The organism is Undibacterium sp. TC4M20W, from assembly GCF_049340245.1.
Classification (GTDB): Bacteria; Pseudomonadota; Gammaproteobacteria; order Burkholderiales; family Burkholderiaceae_D; genus Undibacterium.
The window spans coordinates 295,815-316,192 of sequence record NZ_JBMPPI010000006.1 but is presented as its reverse complement, the minus strand read 5'-3'; the positions used below and the strand labels follow the sequence as shown (position 1 = coordinate 316,192).

At 51.7% G+C, this 20,378-nt stretch carries 19 protein-coding genes; 6 read left to right on the top strand and 13 right to left on the bottom strand.

Annotated elements, in window-relative coordinates; genetic code table 11:
- Positions 1-2: 2 nt before the first annotated feature.
- The 7 genes from ACO0LL_RS11055 to ACO0LL_RS11025 form a co-directional block, all read right to left on the bottom strand.
- Positions 3-1,262, bottom strand: coding sequence for a YjgN family protein (locus ACO0LL_RS11055; RefSeq protein WP_422950916.1), 1,260 nt, complete (start codon positions 1,260-1,262; stop codon positions 3-5).
- Positions 1,263-1,391: 129 nt separating this feature from the next.
- A complete protein-coding gene (locus ACO0LL_RS11050; RefSeq protein ID WP_422950915.1) occupies positions 1,392-3,317 on the bottom strand; it encodes a DUF3426 domain-containing protein in 1,926 nt (641 codons plus the stop codon).
- 7 nt (positions 3,318-3,324) lie between these two features.
- Positions 3,325-4,236 carry a 50S ribosomal protein L11 methyltransferase gene (prmA, locus tag ACO0LL_RS11045; RefSeq protein ID WP_422950914.1) on the bottom strand — a complete coding sequence of 304 codons (912 nt, stop codon included), beginning with the start codon at positions 4,234-4,236 and terminating at the stop codon, positions 3,325-3,327.
- Positions 4,237-4,783: 547 nt separating this feature from the next.
- Complete coding sequence (accC, locus tag ACO0LL_RS11040; RefSeq protein ID WP_422950913.1) at positions 4,784-6,151, bottom strand: acetyl-CoA carboxylase biotin carboxylase subunit; 1,368 nt, start codon at positions 6,149-6,151, stop codon at positions 4,784-4,786.
- A 109-nt stretch (positions 6,152-6,260) separates the two neighbouring features.
- Entirely contained in the window at positions 6,261-6,713 is a 453-nt protein-coding gene (accB, locus tag ACO0LL_RS11035) for an acetyl-CoA carboxylase biotin carboxyl carrier protein (RefSeq protein ID WP_422950912.1), read from the bottom strand.
- Positions 6,714-6,858: 145 nt separating this feature from the next.
- Positions 6,859-7,296, bottom strand: coding sequence for a type II 3-dehydroquinate dehydratase (gene aroQ / locus ACO0LL_RS11030; RefSeq protein WP_422950911.1), 438 nt, complete (start codon positions 7,294-7,296; stop codon positions 6,859-6,861).
- A gap of 78 nt (positions 7,297-7,374) precedes the next feature.
- Entirely contained in the window at positions 7,375-7,911 is a 537-nt protein-coding gene (locus tag ACO0LL_RS11025) for a redoxin family protein (RefSeq protein ID WP_422950910.1), read from the bottom strand.
- A gap of 254 nt (positions 7,912-8,165) precedes the next feature.
- On the opposite strand from ACO0LL_RS11025, the gene ACO0LL_RS11020 reads away from it, so the two are divergent.
- Both ACO0LL_RS11020 and ACO0LL_RS11015 read left to right on the top strand, forming a co-directional pair.
- On the top strand, positions 8,166-8,408 hold the full coding sequence (locus ACO0LL_RS11020; RefSeq protein WP_422950909.1) for an antitoxin: 243 nt from the start codon (positions 8,166-8,168) through the stop codon (positions 8,406-8,408).
- A 5-nt stretch (positions 8,409-8,413) separates the two neighbouring features.
- Positions 8,414-8,824, top strand: a complete 411-nt coding sequence (locus tag ACO0LL_RS11015; protein WP_422950943.1) for a type II toxin-antitoxin system VapC family toxin — start codon at positions 8,414-8,416, stop codon at positions 8,822-8,824.
- A gap of 111 nt (positions 8,825-8,935) precedes the next feature.
- On the opposite strand, the gene ACO0LL_RS11010 is transcribed toward ACO0LL_RS11015, so the two are convergent.
- Both ACO0LL_RS11010 and ACO0LL_RS11005 read right to left on the bottom strand, forming a co-directional pair.
- Positions 8,936-11,443, bottom strand: coding sequence for a VIT and vWA domain-containing protein (locus ACO0LL_RS11010; RefSeq protein ID WP_422950908.1), 2,508 nt, complete (start codon positions 11,441-11,443; stop codon positions 8,936-8,938).
- 54 nt (positions 11,444-11,497) lie between these two features.
- A complete protein-coding gene (locus ACO0LL_RS11005) occupies positions 11,498-11,926 on the bottom strand; it encodes a MerR family transcriptional regulator (RefSeq protein ID WP_422950907.1) in 429 nt (142 codons plus the stop codon).
- A 105-nt stretch (positions 11,927-12,031) separates the two neighbouring features.
- Between ACO0LL_RS11005 and ACO0LL_RS11000 the strand changes: the two genes are divergently transcribed.
- From ACO0LL_RS11000 to ACO0LL_RS10990, 3 genes are all read left to right on the top strand, one after another.
- Entirely contained in the window at positions 12,032-12,577 is a 546-nt protein-coding gene (locus tag ACO0LL_RS11000; RefSeq protein WP_422950906.1) for a hypothetical protein, read from the top strand.
- A 93-nt stretch (positions 12,578-12,670) separates the two neighbouring features.
- Positions 12,671-13,003, top strand: coding sequence for a type II toxin-antitoxin system RelE/ParE family toxin (locus tag ACO0LL_RS10995; protein ID WP_422950905.1), 333 nt, complete (start codon positions 12,671-12,673; stop codon positions 13,001-13,003).
- Entirely contained in the window at positions 12,993-13,313 is a 321-nt protein-coding gene (locus ACO0LL_RS10990; RefSeq protein ID WP_422950904.1) for a DNA-binding protein, read from the top strand. The genes ACO0LL_RS10995 and ACO0LL_RS10990 overlap by 11 nt, the downstream gene beginning before the upstream one ends.
- Positions 13,314-13,406: 93 nt before the next feature.
- Here ACO0LL_RS10990 and ACO0LL_RS10985 read toward each other — a convergent pair whose 3' ends face one another.
- From ACO0LL_RS10985 to ACO0LL_RS10970, 4 genes are all read right to left on the bottom strand, one after another.
- Positions 13,407-14,963 carry a DHA2 family efflux MFS transporter permease subunit gene (locus tag ACO0LL_RS10985; RefSeq protein ID WP_422950903.1) on the bottom strand — a complete coding sequence of 519 codons (1,557 nt, stop codon included), beginning with the start codon at positions 14,961-14,963 and terminating at the stop codon, positions 13,407-13,409.
- Positions 14,963-16,240: an HlyD family efflux transporter periplasmic adaptor subunit gene (locus tag ACO0LL_RS10980; protein ID WP_422950902.1), complete on the bottom strand. Its 1,278-nt coding sequence runs from the start codon at positions 16,238-16,240 to the stop codon at positions 14,963-14,965. Before ACO0LL_RS10980 ends, ACO0LL_RS10985 begins: the two co-directional genes overlap by 1 nt.
- Entirely contained in the window at positions 16,237-17,754 is a 1,518-nt protein-coding gene (locus tag ACO0LL_RS10975) for an efflux transporter outer membrane subunit (protein WP_422950901.1), read from the bottom strand. Before ACO0LL_RS10975 ends, ACO0LL_RS10980 begins: the two co-directional genes overlap by 4 nt.
- 106 nt (positions 17,755-17,860) lie before the next feature.
- Positions 17,861-18,346 carry a MarR family winged helix-turn-helix transcriptional regulator gene (locus ACO0LL_RS10970; protein WP_422950900.1) on the bottom strand — a complete coding sequence of 162 codons (486 nt, stop codon included), beginning with the start codon at positions 18,344-18,346 and terminating at the stop codon, positions 17,861-17,863.
- A gap of 424 nt (positions 18,347-18,770) precedes the next feature.
- Here ACO0LL_RS10970 and ACO0LL_RS10965 point away from each other — a divergent pair, with 424 nt between their 5' ends.
- Positions 18,771-20,345: a sensor domain-containing diguanylate cyclase gene (locus ACO0LL_RS10965; protein WP_422950899.1), complete on the top strand. Its 1,575-nt coding sequence runs from the start codon at positions 18,771-18,773 to the stop codon at positions 20,343-20,345.
- Positions 20,346-20,378 lie beyond the last annotated feature (33 nt).

Genomic DNA, 20,378 nt, shown 5'->3' with positions numbered 1-20,378 from the left:
AATTACCAGGATAAATCAAAGCCAAACATGTCGGCAGAACTGTCACCGGTGGCTTGCGTCTGCCCGGCTCTGCTGATGGCTTGTACCTGATCCAGTTCTTCCGCCATTAGACGTACATACGCCAGGCGAAAGCGATACAGCGCCACGACCGCAAATGGCCGGTACAAGCCAAGGCTGAACAAAGTGAAGAAAAAGTTTTTTACCTGCAAGCGCCAGTAAGGCCAGTATGGCAGTGATGAGTCTATGTCTATACCTGGGAAACTGGTGTTGTCCCAGGATTTATTCCAAGCCACGGCCTGTATATAGCTCAGGCACCCGATTGCGGCCAGCACTGCCGCCAACAACATGAGAAATCCCATGACCAGGAAAAAAACGTCTTTGGTACTACGGATGTATTGCAACAGGCTGCCACCATTTTTTTCTATGACGACAGCAACTATGCCACTCAGAAAAATGCCGACAATCAAAGAACAAAACAGTGCCAGCAATACCCCGACATAACTCCAGCTAAAGGCCCCGCTTTTCATGTCGCAACTGGCGCGCAAATTACCGTAGCTGATATTGTCATGCTGGTAGATACGCATTCTGGCATGCAGCCAGGGCCAGAAAAGATAACCGGCGAAAGCGAAGAATGCCATATAGCTTTCTTCAGGAAACAGCGCACCAAACAAGCCAGGCAAGAGGATCACGAGAGCAACCGGTGCATAGGCCGCATAGGCATCCTGCACCGAGCCATGGAACTGGAAACGCAAACCACGGTAACTGGTCTGGTGCAAGCGAAAACGCAAGGCGCTGCGCATCATAAAAGGCAAACCCAGCACGAATATGACGAAAAACAGCAATGCCAGGTTCTTTGATAAAGTGAACAGATAGTGATAACAAAACAGTAAAACCACGGCAACAAGACGGCCACGCAAGATGGTTTTTGCCTCACCATGAAAATTGAAACTGGCACCGGCGAGACTGGTATTGCGGTCAAAATATTCCAGCCGTCTGACCTTGGCCCAGGCCGAATAAATGCCCAGTGTTGCCAGACTCAGGCAAAGATTGACTACCCAGATACGAAAATACTCTTTGCCAGTGCCGCTGAAGCTGAGTTGATACCAGTCTGGCATGCGCGGCTGTTCAGACTTGCTGGCAATGGCTGCGGCTGTGGCGGGCGCTTCAGGCAAGGGATCGATGTCTAAGTCGTTCGTCCATTCCTGGTATTCAACAAGGGGGACAGTGGGTAGCCAGACTTCGGCTTCTTGATGGATTTGCATTGCTGAACGTGGGTGTAGTGTTTATCTGAGATCAGATGCAAATAGATTTTTCCAGCTTTGCTGTATCGAATATATGGATCAGGATGTCTTGATGAGTATGGTTTTATCAGTCTGTCCGTGTCAAGGACATCAAGGATAAAACACACCTACGTGAAAACCCGCAGGTTTAAGTACAGGCAGCTCAAAATACAGTTTGATGCTTTGTTCGCCGCCAGCAGCAAAACCTTTTGCCAGCTTGTCTTTTTCGGTCAGATAGTCTGCCGGGGTAAAAGCGCGCTGCAACAGGGGCTTGTCTTTGACGTCGTTCAGGACCAGTTCTATATTTGGCCAGGTCTGCGCGACGTCGCTCTGGTTCTGGATTTGCATGACCAGCATGAAGACATTGCGTTCTGGTGCCAGGTTTTGCAATTCATTTGAATCAACGGCAATTTTTTCTATTTGTGCAGGCAAAGTTACCTGGCAATTCAGGTATTTGCATGCTTGCAGCAGCCAAGGTTTGGTTTCTGGCACACGTGCAGCGAGCTGGTTACGGAAGATATAGGCAGACTGGCCCAGCAACAAAGGCAACAGCAAGCCAACCATCAGGCCCAGCATGATGTTGGCCATGCGTTTGCGGGAACGCTGTTTTTCTGCCTGGATCACAAAATTGGGTTTGGCCGGCTCTTCTTCAGGATCACTGCTGGAGTCTTCATTGGCAGCAGCCTGCTGCGCGAGCGCGGCTTCGGCCTCGCCTATGTAGGCTTCACCTTGTATGCCATCGACAGTATTGCCGGTGGTGGCCGTTGCAACCTCATCATTGATGGACACAGCATCATCTGGCGCGGCCACATCAGCATGGTCTTTATGGCGCCAAACTTTGCTGGCAGCATGTGCATCGGCTATTTCAGTGGCCGGGAATTCTGGCAGTTTTTCTTTAGCGTCGGCCGCTTCTTCTGCACCTTCGCTGACTGACCAGTCGGCAGTTGGTGGGTCCATCAGAGCGGCGCGGGTTTCCAGTTCCATGCGGGACAGATCAGCTTCCTGCACTTCTTCAGATGGCAACAGGAAGCCACCATCACCGAGGTCAAAATCAAGAGCAGATGAGCTAGTAATGACAGGTTCTTTTTTTAAACCTGCCGGTTCAGGGTCAGCCTTGAACTGGCTGAGCGGGTCAAGCACAGGTTCAAGCTTTTGCATCTCTGCGGTGGTGGCTGTCGTGCTAACTGGAGTAACAACAGTAACAGCGGCGGGAGTAAGCGCAGCGGGAGTAACAGCGGCAGGAGTAAGCACGGCGGGCCTGGCTGCCGGAGGAATATCCCTGGGCATGTCAAAAGCTTCTGCCTCAAATTCCAGCTCGGCCTTGCTGATGGCGGCCAGCACTTTTGTTGCGGGCCTGGCAGTAGCGCTGCTTGCTGGCTTGCCGACAGCTGCGGGCCTTTCTGGCGGCACCAGACTGTCTGACAAGAGCATGTCTTCTTGCGGCAACGCATCGGGCGGAAAGAAGCGGCCCACAGGAGTGACGGGAGACGGCGGCACTATACGCGTCTGCTCGAAATTGGGCTCAGGTTCTATCAGGAACGACAGATGTTCTGCCGGCAGTGGCTTGGCGTCCTGCTTGGCGTCCTGCTTGAGTTCCGGCCTGGATTCTGGCTTGCTTTCTGCCACAACTTCGCTTGCCGTGGCAGACATGACTGGTTTTGCTGCTGGCGCTGGCACCGCTGCACTGACTTGTGGCCTGACAGGTGCAACAGGTTGGTCAGGTGCTGCCGGTGTGGCTGGTGCTACTGGTGTGACTGGTGCGGCACTAGCCGCCGCTGGCACGGTAGCGACAGTTGCTGTTGCTACCGTCGGTGTCGCCTGAGTTGGGACACTCGCAATACTTGCTGGTCTGGCAGACGTTGGAGAAGGTACCGGTGCCGGTACAGGTTTTTGCCCATCGCCGGGCAACAGGTTTTCTACCGCATTAAAAGTTTGCTGGCATGAGCCGCAACGCACCAGGCCCGCATGCAATTTCAACTGATCATTGGCTACCTTGAAGGCAGTCTGACAGTGGGGGCAGCGGGTCGCCAGTGCCATAGTCGCCTCAGTTAGCCAAAGAGCCTGACAACGCGACCCAGCCTTCATGCTCAGCCCAAACGGTGAGCTTGATGAAAGGTTCGTATGCTGCTGCCACTTCTTCGGCCTGCCTTGCCAGCACGCCCGAGAGTATCAGCGAACCGCCAGGGGCTACACGGCCAGCCAGCATTGGGGCCATCAACTTCAAGGGACTGGACAGGATATTTGCTACGACCACATCAAATTTCTGTGATGCCGGGTGAGCTGCACCAAAACCTTCTGGCAGCGCATATTCAATCTGGCAGTTATTGCGCTCAGCATTGAAATTCGCAGACTCAATTGCTTGCGGGTCAATATCGACACCAATGACGCTGGCGGCACCCAGCTTGCTGGCGACCATGGCCAGAATGCCGGAACCACAACCATAATCAAGTACAGACAAGTCCTTGGGCGCGTGCGCTTCCAGCCATTCCATGCACAGCTTGGTGGTTGGGTGGCTACCAGTACCGAAGGCGAGACCAGGATCAAGCTCCAGGATCAGGGCATCAGGATCAGGCGCGTCATGCCAGCTAGGCACAACCCAGATATTCTTGCCGATATGAATAGGGGCAAACTGCGATTGCGTCAGGCGCACCCAGTCTTGCTCTTCGACATTACGGGTGATGTAGGCTGGCACGACAGTCAGGCCAATCGCAGCGGCAGCTTCAGCCACCAGTTCTGCGTGATCGGCGTCGATATCAGCGAGTGCAACCACGCGGCTGCGGTCCCAGGCGGCTTCATCAGGCTCCATGCCTGGCTCACCGAACAGCGGACGTTCAGCATCCGTACCTTCATCGGCATCTTCCACGGACACCGACAAGGCCCCCGCATCCATCAAAGCGTCCGACAAAGCCTCAGCCTGCTCACGCGCTACTTCTATGACTATTTCTATCCAGCCCATATTGCTACTTTCTTACGTTCTATATACAGCGTTATTACTTCCAGAAACTTCAAGGTACTTCAAGACCCAAAGGCTCAGCACAGAGCAAGGAAAGGCAGCCTGCATGCTGCCTTCGTTTCGCAGGCGAACGGCATGCCGTTCGAAACCCCTGCTACACCACAGAGGGGGCACCGAGATGCACAGAGAAAATCAAGAGAAAAAATCACTCATCGACGCTACGCACATAAAGATGAATATGCTGTGTTTGTTTAACTTCGTGCGTTAAAAATCTCAATAGCAAAAAGCTTACCACAGAGGCTCCATAACAAAGCCAAAAGCACAGGGAAAAACTTGTGTTTTCTCTGTGCTTCTTTTTGACGGGATTTTTACATCCCGCCTATTTTCGTAGGTTGGGCCGGGCCTCGCTAGGCTACGCTTCATCAGCCCAACACTGGGCCTCAACAAACATATACGTCATTCCAGCGCCGAGTGTTGGGCTGGTAAACCGTAGCCCAACCTACACTCCAAAGCCTTACCCCGTGACTCGGTGTTGAGAGGTCTTAAGCTCTTACTTACTTTTCTTCGACAACTCCGGCATATCTGCAAGCTTATGCTCAAGGTAGTGAATGTTCGTACCACCTTCAATAAAGCGCGCATCTATCATCAGCTCGCGGTGCAGAGGGATGTTGGTTTGTATGCCTTCTACCACCATCTCTGACAAAGCGATCTGCATGCGGCGTATCGCCTGTTCGCGGGTTTCACCGTAGGCGATGACCTTGCCTATCATGGAATCATAATTCGGCGGCACGAAATAACCTGCGTAGGCATGCGAATCCACCCGTATGCCAGGGCCACCCGGTGTATGCCAAGAGGTGATGCGACCTGGCGAAGGGATGAACTTGAACGGGTCTTCGGCATTGATACGGCACTCAATGGCATGGCCCTTGAGCATGATATCGGTTTGCTTGAAGCGCAGCTTTTCATTGAAGGCGATGCGGATTTGCTCTTGCACGATATCAACACCAGTGATCATTTCTGTCACTGGATGCTCAACCTGCACGCGGGTATTCATTTCGATGAAATAGAATTCGCCGTTTTCGTACAAGAATTCAAAAGTACCAGCGCCACGATAACCTATCTTGCGGCAGGCGGCAGCGCAGCGGTCACCGATTTTTTCTATGATCTTGCGTGGGATGCCTGGTGCCGGTGCTTCTTCGATGACTTTTTGATGGCGGCGCTGCATGGAGCAATCACGCTCACCGAGCCAGATGGCATTGCCATGCTGGTCAGCCAGGATCTGGATTTCCACGTGACGTGGGTCTTCCAGAAACTTTTCCATATACACTTCTGGATTACCAAATGCTGCACCAGCCTCTGACTTGGTCATGGTGACTGCATTGAGCAAAGCCGCCTCAGTATGCACCACGCGCATGCCACGACCACCGCCACCGCCAGCGGCCTTGATAATGACGGGGTAACCAACCTTGCGGGCTGTTTGCACGATGACTTTAGGGTCGTCTGGCAATGCGCCTTCAGAGCCTGGCACACAAGGCACACCAGCCTTGATCATGGCGTGCTTGGCCGATACCTTGTCACCCATCAAGCGGATGGATTCAGCACGCGGGCCGATGAAAACAAAACCGGATTGCTCTACACGTTCAGCAAAGTCGGCATTTTCAGACAAAAAACCATAACCGGGGTGGATAGCCTGGGCATCAGTCACTTCAGCGGCGCTGATAATGGCTGGCATGCTCAGGTAACTTAAATTCGACGGAGCCGGGCCTATGCAAACAGATTCGTCGGCCAGCTTCACATATTTTGCTTCGCGGTCAGCCTCAGAGTGTACGACCACGGTTTTGATACCCATCTCGCGGCAGGCGCGCTGGATACGTAGCGCGATTTCACCACGATTGGCGATAAGAATTTTTTCAAACATGATTTAACTTTGCGGTGGCAATGGTTGCAATTGCGTGAGCAGAAAACCTGTCCGGTATGATTGCCCTCAACACGGGCAGCGGACTTCAGTTCGCGCACGCGCGCCTGGATCAGCCAATCACGAACAGCGGCTGGCCGTATTCAACAGGCTGACCATTTTCAACCAGAATCTGTTTGATCGTGCCGGTGAAATCGCTTTCGATTTCATTCAGCAATTTCATTGCTTCGATAATGCAAAGGGTGTCGCCAGCATTGACGCTCTTGCCGATATCAGCAAAAGGAGCGGCACCTGGGGAAGACGAGCGGTAGAAAGTACCGACCATAGGGGATTTAACAATATGACCATCTGGCACCACTGGTGCTGCTGCAACAGGAGCGGCTGCGGCTGGAGCAGCGGCAGGCATCATCTGGTGCTGCGGTTGCTGCATCATGACTACCTGGTTTTGCGGCATTGCAGAAGATTTGACGATGCGGACTTTGCCCTCACCTTCAGTTACTTCGAGTTCAGCGATATCTGATTCTGCTACGAGGTCGATCAGGGTCTTGAGTTTTCTTAAATCCATGTGGAATCCCCTTGAAAAAAGTGGTTCTGAATTAATTGGGACGCACAATACTGAGCACAAAAACAGCTCTACAATTGCCGCCGAAGTTTGGATTATATACGAAATAAGCTGGCTTTATCAGCAAATTACGCGAAGATGCGAGAATTTAAATATTTTTCAGGGAAAAGTCAATCGCCAGACGGTAACCTTCAGTACCGAGGCCGCAGATGACGCCTTTGGCAATTGCAGACAAATATGAATGATGTCTGAAGGCTTCTCTTTGATGTACATTCGATATATGTACTTCAATAAACGGGATCGCCACGCCTGCAAGTGCATCCCTCAGGGCAACACTGGTATGCGTCAGGCCGCCCGGGTTGATGATAATAGCATCGACTTGCTCATTGCGGGCAGCATGGATGCGGTCAATTAATGCGCCTTCATGATTACTTTGAAAAAATGACAACTCTGCGCCAGCTGTTTTTGCCTGCTCCTGCGCTGCAGCCTCTATCTCGGCCAGGGTATTAGCGCCATAGGTAGCGGGCTCGCGGGTGCCGAGCAAGTTCAGATTTGGGCCATTCAGCAGCAATAGTTTGCGCGCCATAGTCACTTACAATTTGACGAAGATGGCCGCATTTTGCCGCTAATCGACGCAGATTGGCAAGGAAAAACGACGCGTCTTTTATTTTTCCAAAGAATATTTGGCAATATCGGTATGCAATTCATCCATTTTCAGGCGACCAAGATAGGATTTTACAACCTTGCCTTCTGCATTAATCAATACGGTAAAGGGCAAGCCACCACCGGTATTACCTAATTGGCGCGATAACTCAGAACCTTCCATGCCCGTAGAAAACAAGGGATAACTGATTTTATATTTTTTTGCAAAATCAGCAATATTTGTCGGACTATCTATACCCAGGCCCAAAATCTGTATGGACTTGCCCTTGTATCCATCTTGCATGGCAGACAACTCAGGCATCTCTTGCACGCAAGGTGCGCACCAGGTCGCCCAGAAATTCACGACCAGGAACTTACCCCGCCATTCCGCCATCGATTGCTGCTTGCCTTCACTATCCTTGAACTGCTGCGCCATCAATTGCGCGACCGACTTGTCGGCAGGTGGCTTGGGCGTGGTCTGGCGATTGCCCGCGTAGATACCCAAACCCGCAAACAGCAAACCCAGCGCCACTGCCAGGCCAATAAGCTTCTTATTCATAAATACCCACTCACATAAATCCAAAATCACGGCTCAAGGCAGGGATATTAGCCTAGCTGGGAGATTTATGCTGCATCAGTAAGCGAATCAGTAAGCAAGTCAATGAGCGAAGCCGGGCGGATGACGGCTCGCCACCGGGCATCGGTCCCGGCACTATCTGTAGAAAAATCACGATACATATCATTGATATATATCATCATCGAATATGAAAAATTGGTATATACTTTTGATACATACCATGACAGGAGAAGCAAATGTCATCTACAGCAAAGTTGTTTACTACCGGCCGCAGTCAGGCAGTAAGACTGCCTTTGGAATTCCGCTTCCAGGGAACGGAAGTGTTCATACGCCGCAATCCTGACACGGGTGAAGTCATACTCTCACCCAAGCCTGTGACATGGACAGATTTTTTCGCCCTGGCCGACAGCGTTGATATTCCGGCAGATTTCATGTCTGAGCGTGACGACAAGCCTGCAGAAGAAAGGGATTTGCTTTGAGCAATATGCGCTACATGCTTGATACCAACATGGCAAGCTATATCATCAAAGGCAATTTCCCCGAAGTCCGTCAGCGCCTTGCCTCCCTCCCCATGGACAGTATCGTGATCTCGGTTGTTACCGAGGCAGAACTACGTTATGGGCTGGCACGCAAAGGTAATCCGGCAGCCTTAAGCAATCTGGTCAATGAGTTTCTTTTGCGCGTAGAAATACTAGCCTGGGATAGTTCGGTCGCCATCACCTATGCCGACTTGCGGGCATCTTGCACCGCATCCGGCATAGTCCTTGGCGCGCTCGACATGATGATTGCAGCCCATGCCATTGCAGTGAAAGCCCGTCTGGTAAGCCATGATAAAGCCTTTTCCCTGATACCTAATAATGCACTTGGTATTGAGGACTGGATCAGCCAGACCTGAGTGATTATTCGTTCCTGATGCTTGCAACACATTCACATCAGTTAAAGTACTGACTCAAGAAAGAGGCGAGGCATTAAACTATTCCTCGCCCCTGTCCGATACTGGCACTAATTACCCTTCCATATCCATCAAAAAGATAGACTCCGACCAAGTCACGGCATCCAGCTCACGCACGGCATTACGTAACTGGGTTTCCAGCCTGGCGCTGGCAGCAGGATCTGCTGACACACTGAGCAATTGCGCAGTATCAGCGCTTGTTCTTTCACTAGCCTGCAACCCTGCTCTCTGCTCTTGCGATGGCAGCAGGCGCTCCAGCATTTCTGGCTCAGCCATGATGCTGAAAAAGAGTTTGATGACTTGCAGTGGGCTGAGCTGGTCTTTGCAGTCTTCCCAGATTGCCAGTTCCAGCCATTCAATGATAGCTTCACCCAGCTGTATCTGTCTGAGCCCGGCAAAATTGTCTGGCCACAATTGCTCGTCGAAGTATCTGAGCAAGAGTGTCAGGCCCAGCGGTGTCAGCCCCTGATAATGCATGTCACGGCAGATTATCCTGTCCGCCCCAACAGCGTTGGCGTATTCAAAAAACGCTTGCATTGCCTCTGCATCAAGTACCGACCATTTTGCAGCAGGCGATGGCAGATTACTGGCGTCCATGGAACGCTCACCCGGTTCATCAGCCATATCCAGAGCGGCAAGTTTGGACAATTTCCAGGCCGCCAGCCTGCTGCGCAGATCCGGCGCGGCAGGCACAGGTGCCGCCTGCGAGGACAAGGAATAGGCCGCACCACCGGCGGCAGCGGGCGCAGCCATGACCGGCGCGGAGCAAACACCGCCCGCGATAGCCCCCAGCCCACCCCAACCTGCCGCCAACATATGCGCTACCTCCATCAGGGCAGGCATATCCAGTGGCTTCTCATCTTCTGCTCTTTCCTCGACGATCAGGAAGCTGGTTTCTGTGCAGATCAATTGATATTGCACCGCCAGTTCCTGCACGACCGATAGCTGCTCAGTCATGCCTTGCATACCGGACAAATAAGTCGCCGCAGCCACGCGTGACAAACTGGTGTCAGCCTGCAAGTCCGCTGTCAATGCAAGGCTGCCCAATTCGACTTCCTCCACCTGCCCTGACAAGCGGCCAAACAGCTTCATCTGACCCTGAGGTTTTTCTGGTAACAGATAAAACATATTCAGGGTTTCACCTTTGAATACGCTTGCAGGCAAAGCCGTGGACCACAATGGCTTACCGGCAAAGCCGGTGTCGATGCGAATATCCTGCCAGACTGGCGAGCGCAATTTCATGAACATGCGCAGGATGGCGGGTGCCACATCTTCGCCCGGCGCCACATATTCACAAGAACCACCACTGGCCCTGGCCAGACGTTCCAGATGCACTTCTGCCGGGCTGGAACCTATGCCAACAATAAACACCCTTTGCCCGGCAGCGCGGGCGCTGCTGATGAGGCTATCGACGCTGTCGATTTCTCCATCAGTAATCATCAGCACATCGCTGCGCCCGCTGCTCTGTATGGCAAAGGTAGATTCCAGCGCCAATGCCATCTCGGTACCACCAAGATTGGCATGAAGCTCATCTACCCAACGCAATGCTGCTGCCTTGCTGGGTTTGGCAAACTTCCACATCGCTGGTGAACGGTGCTGCACTTCACTGCCAAAGCGTGACAGGGAAACATGATCCCCGGCACTGAGTTGTTCGACTATCTCTCTCAGGGCCGTGCGTGCAGCCTGTATGCTGTCGCCATTCATGGAACCTGAGCAATCAACCAGCAGCTTGACGGCCACATCAGTCATGTCAGCAGCCGCAATTTGCGGGCAAAAACTGGCCAGCAAAGCGACATGTTCAGGCTGATGATAGTCCCGTCCAAGAACACTGAAAGCCTGCTGACTGAACTGATCCAGGCACAGCACAAAATCACGGTCGAGATTACCCTTGCGTGACAGGCTGACGATCGTGCCGCCATCGCCAGGCATGACGCTGATGGGATGGCTGGGCGAGGCAATACGCGCACCCGCCACTTCAGCCGCCAGGCGCAAGCTGATCTCAAACGGATACTCGATGCGTATGTCATGCCTGGGAGTCGTCAAGCGCTCAAACAGGTTTTGCTTTTTGGCCGCGACCGCCTCTGTCATTTCATAGCGTGGCGCAATCACTGTTGGTACACAAATGCGCAAGGCATTCATGCCATCCATCTCGGCAAAGCGCAGGCTTTGTGCGTAATGCATGCTCAGCGTGCACGCTTCACCCGGCGCCAGATTGCCTATGCTGAGGCTATAACTGCGGTCACCATTTTCTTGCAGCATGAAAGCCGTATTGCCTTCAGAGATGGCTTCTTCATAATCGATTTCAGCCTCTTTCCTCGGTACGACAGCGCCAGATAATTTCCTGCCATCCAGCTCGACTTCTATATCCAGCAAAACTGCATCCACAGGCAAAGGAAAGGTATACAACACCTCAACATGTTCTTTGTCCGATGGATTGATAAAGCTTTGTGTAAGCTGCATGTCCAGCAGCATGCCTTGTATGACACCCATCGCACTGACCTTGGTCAAGGCCATTGCCTGCCCCAGGCTGGATTGTATTGTGGCTGTATTTTGGTTAAACATATTCATCCTCTCTCTGCTAGCCATTCGCATTAATGCGTACTGTTATGCGTGCTGTCATGCGTCCTGGCTGTTTTTCATACGCTCTGCCAATTCGATAGCCTGCCTGACGAATTCCCTGAGCTGCTCCGGGGTCCAGCCTGCTTTGCCGGCATCGATCACCAGCTCCACCCCCTGCGCTACCGTCAAATGTGTACAGACAGAAATTGACCCGATTTGCTGCGGTTTTACTTCCAGCGGGGCAGGTGCGCCATGCAACAATTCACGTATGCGCTCCAGTGATACCCCCGCAGAACTCCACTTCTTGATCAGCAATAATTGTTCGAGATGCTGCGCTCCATAACGCGCCGCCCGCGTCCCGCCTTCAGGCTTGCTGACCAGACCTATCTGCATGTAGTAACGCACAGTGCGTACTGACATCTCTGCCATCAAACAGAGTTCAGGGAGCAGATAGCTGCTGTCTTTTTTATCAGAAGAAGTATTCATACAGTACTTTATAACAGTTAAACTGTCATTATTCAAGTTTACTTTTTTGGAAAATGTTTGGCGCCCGATCAATCCAGGGATTGAATCAGTATAAAATCAACAACCATGAAAAAAACAATCAAGCAAAACACAGGGCTCAACTTGCCACTTAAATCTCCAGGAGCAGAACAGTTTAAAAAGAGGGCTATACCTATCTCCTTGTTACTGGGCATATTTTCTGCTGCTATCTGTTATATTTTTTTGCTGTTGCAACTGACTGCCATGTCAGGCACCAACAACATCAGCAGGCAACTGGTGGTGATTGCCAATTCCCCTCAAGTTTCAGCAACTTTGAATTTGTCACCCAATTGCAGTGTGTGGACTTTGCAAGCATTAAGACTTGAATGTGGTGAAGTTCAAGTGGCAGAAGAATATGTCAACAAGGGACAACTCCCTCAATTGATAGCTGCACTGACAAATCCTTGTGTAAGCATGCAGGGCCTGCCAGAAGCAGACCGGGACAAAGCACGCCGCTACTTTCAGTGCGATGGAAATCCCATCCCCTACAAGGCAACGGTCAGCATCGTCAAAATCACTACCACGCACCCTGAGCCAAGAACAAGCATCAACAAGAAAGAAAAAGTTGGCGAAATTGTGATCAACAAGTTTTAGCCACATCAAGGCAATCAAACCCAAGGCGAAGCTGCATGAATTTATGCAAATCGTTCAACTTGACATAAATTCGTTTATAAACGAAACTTGATTATGTACGATATCAAACACTATTTAAGCTCGGACAATAAAGACATTTACTTTGACTGGGTTCGCAAGCTGCGTGATGTTAAAGCAAGAATTGCCATAGATCGTCGCATTAACCGGATTGAGCTTGGCAACTTTGGTGATCACAAATTTTGTCGGGATGGTATTTGGGAGTTACGCATAGACGTTGGTGCAGGATATCGAGTTTATTATGCAATTTCGGGCAAGGAAATTGTTTTGCTCTTATGTGGCGGCGACAAAGATACGCAAGACAAGGATATAGCCAAAGCCTGCGATTATTGGCAAGATTGGCAGAGGAGAATAGGTGATGAAGGATAAAAACCATGACGAGGCAATGGCCGAACTATTTCAAAATGACCCGGCATATGCGGTGCAATTGCTCAATAGCATACTTGAGGATGGCGATCAGGGTGAACTGCTTATCACCTTAAGGCAAATGACCAAGGCTTTTGGTGGCGTACCAGCAGTGGCTGAAACAGCACATTTGAGTACAACCCAGCTTTATCGTACGTTATCGCCGGATGGAAACCCTGTATTAAGCAGCTTGTCTGCCATACTTAAGGCAATGGGATTAAGGCTTGCGGTAGAAACGATAGATTCCAGCCACGCAATACCTGAATTGCCCTGATATACCTTCCTCGCTGAGCTGTGACAGGCATCATAAAGAAAAAGGCTTGCAGGTTTATACCTGCAAGCCTTTTTTGTCATCTCAGCACCAAGTCTAATGCGCCCCACCCGCATCCACAGGTACCGCCGATTTTTTTGGTTTGGTCAACCACACCAGACCGATGAGACCGATGAACATATAGGCCGACATCCAGAAAATATCCGTCGCGGCCATGGTGCTGGCCTGTACGCTGATGGTGCGGTCGATGATGGCGTAAGCACCTTGTTCTGGTATGCCTTGCTGCATCAGACCCTGCACGGTTTGTACAAAGGTCGGGAAGCTGCTGCCGGTGTTCTCGGCGATCTGGGCATGGTGCAGAGTACTGCGGCTGTCCCAGATGGTGGTCATGATGGAGGCGCCCATGCCACCGCACATGATACGCACGAAGTTCGACAAGCCCGATGCTGCCGGGATCTTATCCGGTGGCTGGCCAGACAGGATGATCGACGTCAATGGGATGAAGAACATCGACATCGCTGCACCCTGTATCAAGGTAGGGATCAGCAGGGTATAAGTATCCACCTCGGTATTGAAACGCGAGCGCAGGAAAAACACTAGCGCAAATCCCATGAAGGCAGCAGAGGCAACCTTCCTGGCATCCACCTTGGGCAATATCTTGCCTATGATAGGTGACAGAATAATCGCGAAGATGCCAACTGGTGCCATGACCTTGCCCGCCTCAGTTGCGGTATAAGCCAACTGCGTTTGCAACCATAGCGGCATGATGACCAGGCTGCCGAAGAACAGGCCATAACCTATCGAAATCGCCACCACCCCGGCACTGAAATTACGACCCTTGAACAGCGACAGATCAACCACGGGATGGTCTTGCCCCAGCTCCCACACGACAAAATAAATCAGGCCTATCACAGCAATCACCGTCAACAGGACAATCTCGCCAGAATTGAACCAGTCCAGCTCCTTACCCTTGTCGAGCATGATTTGCAAGGCACCGACCCAGATCACCAGCAAGAACAAACCGACCTTGTCGATAGGCAGACTCTTGATGGCAGATTCGCGTTTGCGGTAGATGGACCAGGTGGCCCAGGCAGTAAACAAACCTACCGGGATGTTGATATAAAAAATCCAGGGCCAGGAATAATTATCCGATATCCAGCCACCCAGCAAAGGACCCATGATAGGCGCGACGAGAGTGGTCATCCCCCATAGCGCCAGCGCCATCGAGCTTTTAGCGGGCGGATAACTCCCCAGCAACAAGGCCTGTGACAACGGGATCATCGGGCCAGCAACTGCACCCTGCAAAATACGCGCAGCAATCAAAATCTCGATATTCGGTGCCATACCGCACAGCCACGACGAAATGACGAACAGCAGGATAGATGACAGGAACAACCTGACCTGACCAAAGTGGGTCGTCAGCCAGCCTGTCAGCGGCACAGAAATCGCATTTGCCACCGCAAACGAAGTGATGACCCAGGTGCCTTGCTGCGGCGAGACACCGAGGTTGCCAGAGATCGCCGGTATCGATACGTTGGCAATCGATGAATCCAGCACATTCATGAACACCGCCAGCGACAGGGCCAGCGTGCCCATTGCCAACTGCCCACCTTTCAGTGGTGGATGCGGTGCCTGAGGACGTGGCGCGCTCATTACGCACCCTTGCCTGTAGATTTCACTGCGGCAGCGCTGTGATTTTCTTTATGGTCGTCTTTGTGATCGTCTTTGTGATCCTTAGTACCCGGCAAATTCGCTGCAATAATCTCGGCGATGCGCTGGTCAGCATCTTTACCGTTTTGTTCAAACACAGCTGTCTGGTAAGCAGGTGCCGTGCGGGCAGCCGCAGTTACCGGTGCGCCTTGCTGTTGCGAGATATTGACCTGTACCTGCATCGAAACACCGATGCGCAGCGGATGCGCTTCCAGCTCTTTAGGATCGAGGCTGATACGTACTGGCACACGCTGCACGACCTTGATCCAGTTACCGCTGGCATTTTGTGCTGGCAGCAAGGCAAAGGCAGAGCCCGTACCAGCCGACATACCAAGTACCTTGCCGTGGTAAGTGACGTCGCCGCCAAACAGATCAGAATGCAATTCCACATCCTGGCCTATACGCATATGGGCGAGCTGCACTTCCTTGAAATTGGCATCAACCCACAAAGTATTCAAAGGCACGATGGACAGCAAAGGTGAACCTGGCGCAATGCGCTGGCCGACTTGGACGGCACGTTTGGCGACAAAACCATTCATGGGTGCTGGCAAGCTGGTGCGGCTCAGTGCCAACAAAGTTTCACGCACACGGGCAGCGGCACGCAAGACATTCGGGTGCTGGGTGACAGTGGTGTTTTCTGTCAGCGTGCGGTTGGATGTCAGTTGTTCATTGGCCGCTTGCAGGGCAGCTTCTGCACTCTTGACGGCATTGCGGGCATGTTCCAGTTCTTCAGCAGAGACTGCGCCTGTGCTCAGCAACTGGGTACGGCGCGCCAGGTCAGACTTGGCTCTTTCGACTTCGCTGCTGCGCAGGCTGACATTGGCTTGCAGACTGCCGTTATTGGCAAACAACACGCGTACTTCGCGCACTGTCTGTGCCAACTGGGCCTCAGCCTGATCAACAGCTACCTTGGCATCCGTTTTGTCGAGTTCTACCAGGGGCTTGCCAGCTTGCACCACATCAGTATCATCGGCATGAATGGCAACTACAGTACCGGCAACTTGCGATGTCACTTGCACGACATTGCCAGCAGCATAGGCATCTTCAGTATGTTCAAAATTGCGGCCTACTGTATACCACCAGAATGTATAGGCAGTAATTGCCACCAAGACGATGAGGGTAATGATGATCAGCAGTACACGGCGCTTGCCATTTTTTTCTGGTGCGATTTCAGCTTGAGGAGCTACGTTGACAGGTTTGTTTTGATCTGGGGCGTTCATAACGCAGCCTCCGGTGTGTTTTTAACTTGGGATTGAATGATGGTTTGATTGGTGCTGGCAGCAGGCAGGTTCTTGCTTTCATAGCCGCCACCCAGCGCCTTGATCAGGTTGATGCGCGCTTCGGTATGACGCACGGCCAGTTCCAGTGAGAGCTTTTGCTGTGACAGCACGGCACTTTCAGCAGCCAGCACAGGCAGTTTGTTGGCAGTGCCTGCTTTTTGTCTTTGCTGTGCCAGTTGCAGGCCAACGCGGGATGCTTGCTCGGCAGCTTGCTGCTCAACCAATTGCGACTGGCTGGCTTGCAGTATCTGCACCTGGTCTGCCACTTCATGCAGGGCATCCGTCAGGCTCTGGTTGTAGGTCGCCACGGCCACATCATAGGCCGCGACCTTGCCCTTCAACTGCGCACGCAAACGGCCGCCTTCAAATATCGGCAAGCGTATCGCAGGGCCTGCACCTATAATGCTGCTGCCACTATTGGCCAGGTTGGACAAACCAAGGCTGGACAAACCCACGAAGCCAACGATATTGATGTTGGGATAAAACTGAGTCTTGGCGACATCGACATCACTTTGCCCTGCTTCTACACGCCAGCGCGCAGAAACGATATCAGGACGGCGGCCCAGCAATTCCAGAGGCAAATTACCCGGCAATGCCGTATCTGCCACAGGCTGGAATTTTGGTGTGGCAATCAGCTTGCCTTCTTCTGGCCCCAGGCCTTGCAAGGCGGCAATCTGGTTACGCGTCAGCGCCATGGCCTCTTGCCACTGGGCGAGTTCATTTTTGAGGCCAGACAATTGCACCAGGTTTTGCTGCACTTCTACTTTGGTATCGAGACCGGCTTTGACACGTTGTTGCGTCAGGCTGTCAAACTGTTCACGCACAGCCAGCTGTTGCTTGCTGAGTTCCAACTGTGCATTCTGGCGTGCCAGTTGCAGCCAGGCGCGGGCAATGGCGTTACTAAGCATCAGACGTACGCTTTGCGCTTCGGCTTCTGCCACTTTTTCCTGCGACAATGCGCCACGCATTTCGGCACTGTGCTTGCCCCAGAAATCGAGTTCATAAGTAGCATTGAAACTGATCTGGTTATTTGTATTGTAAGTACCTGCCAGTGGTGGTGGCACCAGGCCATGTTCAGTAAAGCGCTGGTAAGTACTATCGACACTCAGATTTGCCGATGGCAATTTGTTGGCACCCACGGCAGCAGTGGCGGCCTGCGCCGCCTGTAAACGTGCGGCGGCAGCCTGCAGACTGGGGTGATTTTCCAGAGCGCGGTCTATCAGAGACTGCAATTCTGCACCGCCTATACCTGTCGCCCATTGCAAATCAGGCCAGGCAGCATTACCGCCCTGGTCAGGGAAGGCCCCTGCTTGCGCCGTCAGTGTCTTGAGTTGCGCCTGGCTTTGTATACCTTGAAAACTGACGCAAGCCGACAGCAAGCACAATGCAGATGCACTGAGCAGCAAACGCAGGCTGGCTGCGGCTTTGGCTGGTTTGAAAAGTGATTTTTTCATATGGACGTTCACTAAAAAACGATGACTACAATTAAAAGTCTTTAAATCTACAAATGAAGCTATAAAGTGGAGCTAAGATTGGAGCTAAGATTGCTTGCCTGAGCAATCAATTATTCTTTTCCATCCAGGCTTCAAGAATCGGCCTGTTCAACAGCAATTTACGCAAGAGATACTTGAGGAAATTGATTTCTTCAGGAGCAAATCCGGTAAAGCCCACATCCAGCACTTCGGAATAAACAGCTGGCAATTGCGCCGCCAGTTCCTTGCCGCTGACTGTTAGCGCCAACTTGAACAGGCGCTTGTCATTCTCATCGACGATGCGCTGCACGTAGCCTTTGCTTTCAAGTTTGTCCAGCGTGCGTTTCATAGCGGCAGAATCAATAAACAACTCGCGCGCCAGGTCAGCCGCGGTATGGCAGCTTCCCATGGACAACATCATGAATACACTGCCCTGGGCATGGGTAATATCCAGGCGGCGCAGGGATTCATCAATAGCACGTGACAACATGGTGCGGGAACGGGCAAGCAAGTAACCCACGCTTTCTTCAACCTGATGAGCAAAAAACTCTGAATTTTGTATTTCGGGATTCATGGCAGCAACAATATTCATTGACTAGTCAACAGTTTATACCAGTTTAAAAATTTTTGCAGGGCAGCATGGAAATTGATTGCAGCAACAAATAAATATGCCGCTGTCATAGGAGAAAATGGCCGAAATCGACTCAAAAACAGGGGTAAGAATGGAGTAATTCTCATGCTGCGTTACAAAAAATAACAATCGCGACACAAGTAACAGCATGCTGGTAGCATGCAATATAGCAATAGGCTTACTGGCAAAAAACAGAAGGAGTCATGGCACAGATTTGAAGAAAATCATATCTGATTGCTAATGCACTCTATAATCAAGCTCTATAATCATTACCTATTTGCACTGATTTGTCCGATTAAGATAATGTGAGGCTCTTGTCACTTATTGCAGGCAGCCTTAAACAATCAATGATGGAAGGTATCCCTTCATGACCACCATAACAGCCATAAATACCGAGCGCCCAACCCAGGCCCCAGCACCCAAAAAATTGCCCATCACTACCCTGGCAATAGGTTTTGTCGTTCTGGTATGCATATCTTTGATATTGATACAGGTATGGGTTACCTGGAAGGCTCGTGAAGTGCAATTGGCAGAAACCGAGAGAGCCACTTACAATCTCGCCCGGTCCATAGGCCAGCATGCCTACGACACCATAAAAGGGGCAGACACTGTCCTGGTTGGCTTGGTTGAGCGGCTGGAAGTCGAAGGTTTTTCAGAATCCCATCTGCAGCGTTTTCATGCATTGGTGGTCAAACGGGTAGAAGAATTGCCGCAGTTACACGGTATTTTTGTATATGACCAGGCCGGCAACTGGGTCGTCAACTCCCAGCCTGAGTTAAAAAAAGGCGCCAATAATTCAGACCGCGAATACTTTATCTATCACCGCGACCACACCGATCGCGGTGTCCATATCGGCCCGCCGATCAAAAGCAAATCGACTGGTGAATGGATTATCACGGTGTCCCGCCGCTTTAACAAAAGTGATGGGAGTTTTGGCGGTGTCGTGCTGGCCACGGTAAAGATGAGTTATTTCAAGAAATTTTATGAGCAATTTGAAATAGGTAATTCTGGCGCGATTTTTGTTGCACTCAACCAAGGCATTATTTTATTACGGCGTCCGTTTGAAGAAAAAACCTTGGGCAAAGATATCTCGCAGTTCCCCTTGTTCCGTGAGTATCTTCCCCAAGCCAGGGCTGCGACGAAAACATTTACTTCTGCCCAGGACGGTGTCGTACGCATCAATAGTTACCGTCAACTCGATGAATACCCGCTGGTGGTTTCTGCCGCCCTGTCACGCGATGAAGTCTTGGCGGACTGGAAATCTAACACCATTATTCATGCCATAGGTGTGGGCTGCCTGGTCATCGTGCTGGCATTCATAGGCTCTCGCCTGATACGCCAGATAGCATTGCGTGTACAGGCAGAAGCCGAGCTGGTCAGGGCGCGTAACTCTCTCGAACAATTGAATCAGACGCTGGAAAAACTCGCCATGCAGGATGGCCTGACCGGCCTTGCCAACCGGCGTCAGTTTGATATCGCCCTCAAAGATGAATTCAGTCGGGCCATGCGCAACGCCAGCTCCCTGGCTTTGATCATGATTGATGTCGATTGCTTCAAACAATATAACGACATCTACGGCCATGCCGCCGGTGACGAATGCCTGCGCGCGATCAGTAAAGTAGTGGCCGCTGGCAAACACAGGCCAGGGGACTTGAGCGCACGTTATGGCGGTGAAGAAATGGTCGTTTTATTGCCCGGCACCGATGTAGCCGGTGCCATGAAAGTCGCTGAAAGCATCAGACAGGCAATTTACCAGCTGGAACTGAAGCACTCAGGCAATGCCACCGGCGTAGTCACCATCAGCGCTGGCATAGATGCCTTCGTCCCCGTCAGAGAAAACAATCAACCACTGGAATTGATACAAGCCGCCGACAAAGCACTGTATTACGCCAAGTCTCAGGGGCGCAATTGCATACGCGTCAGCAACGGGCACCCGACCTGAGCTTGCCTTGCGACCTGATGAGCCCGTGCGGCT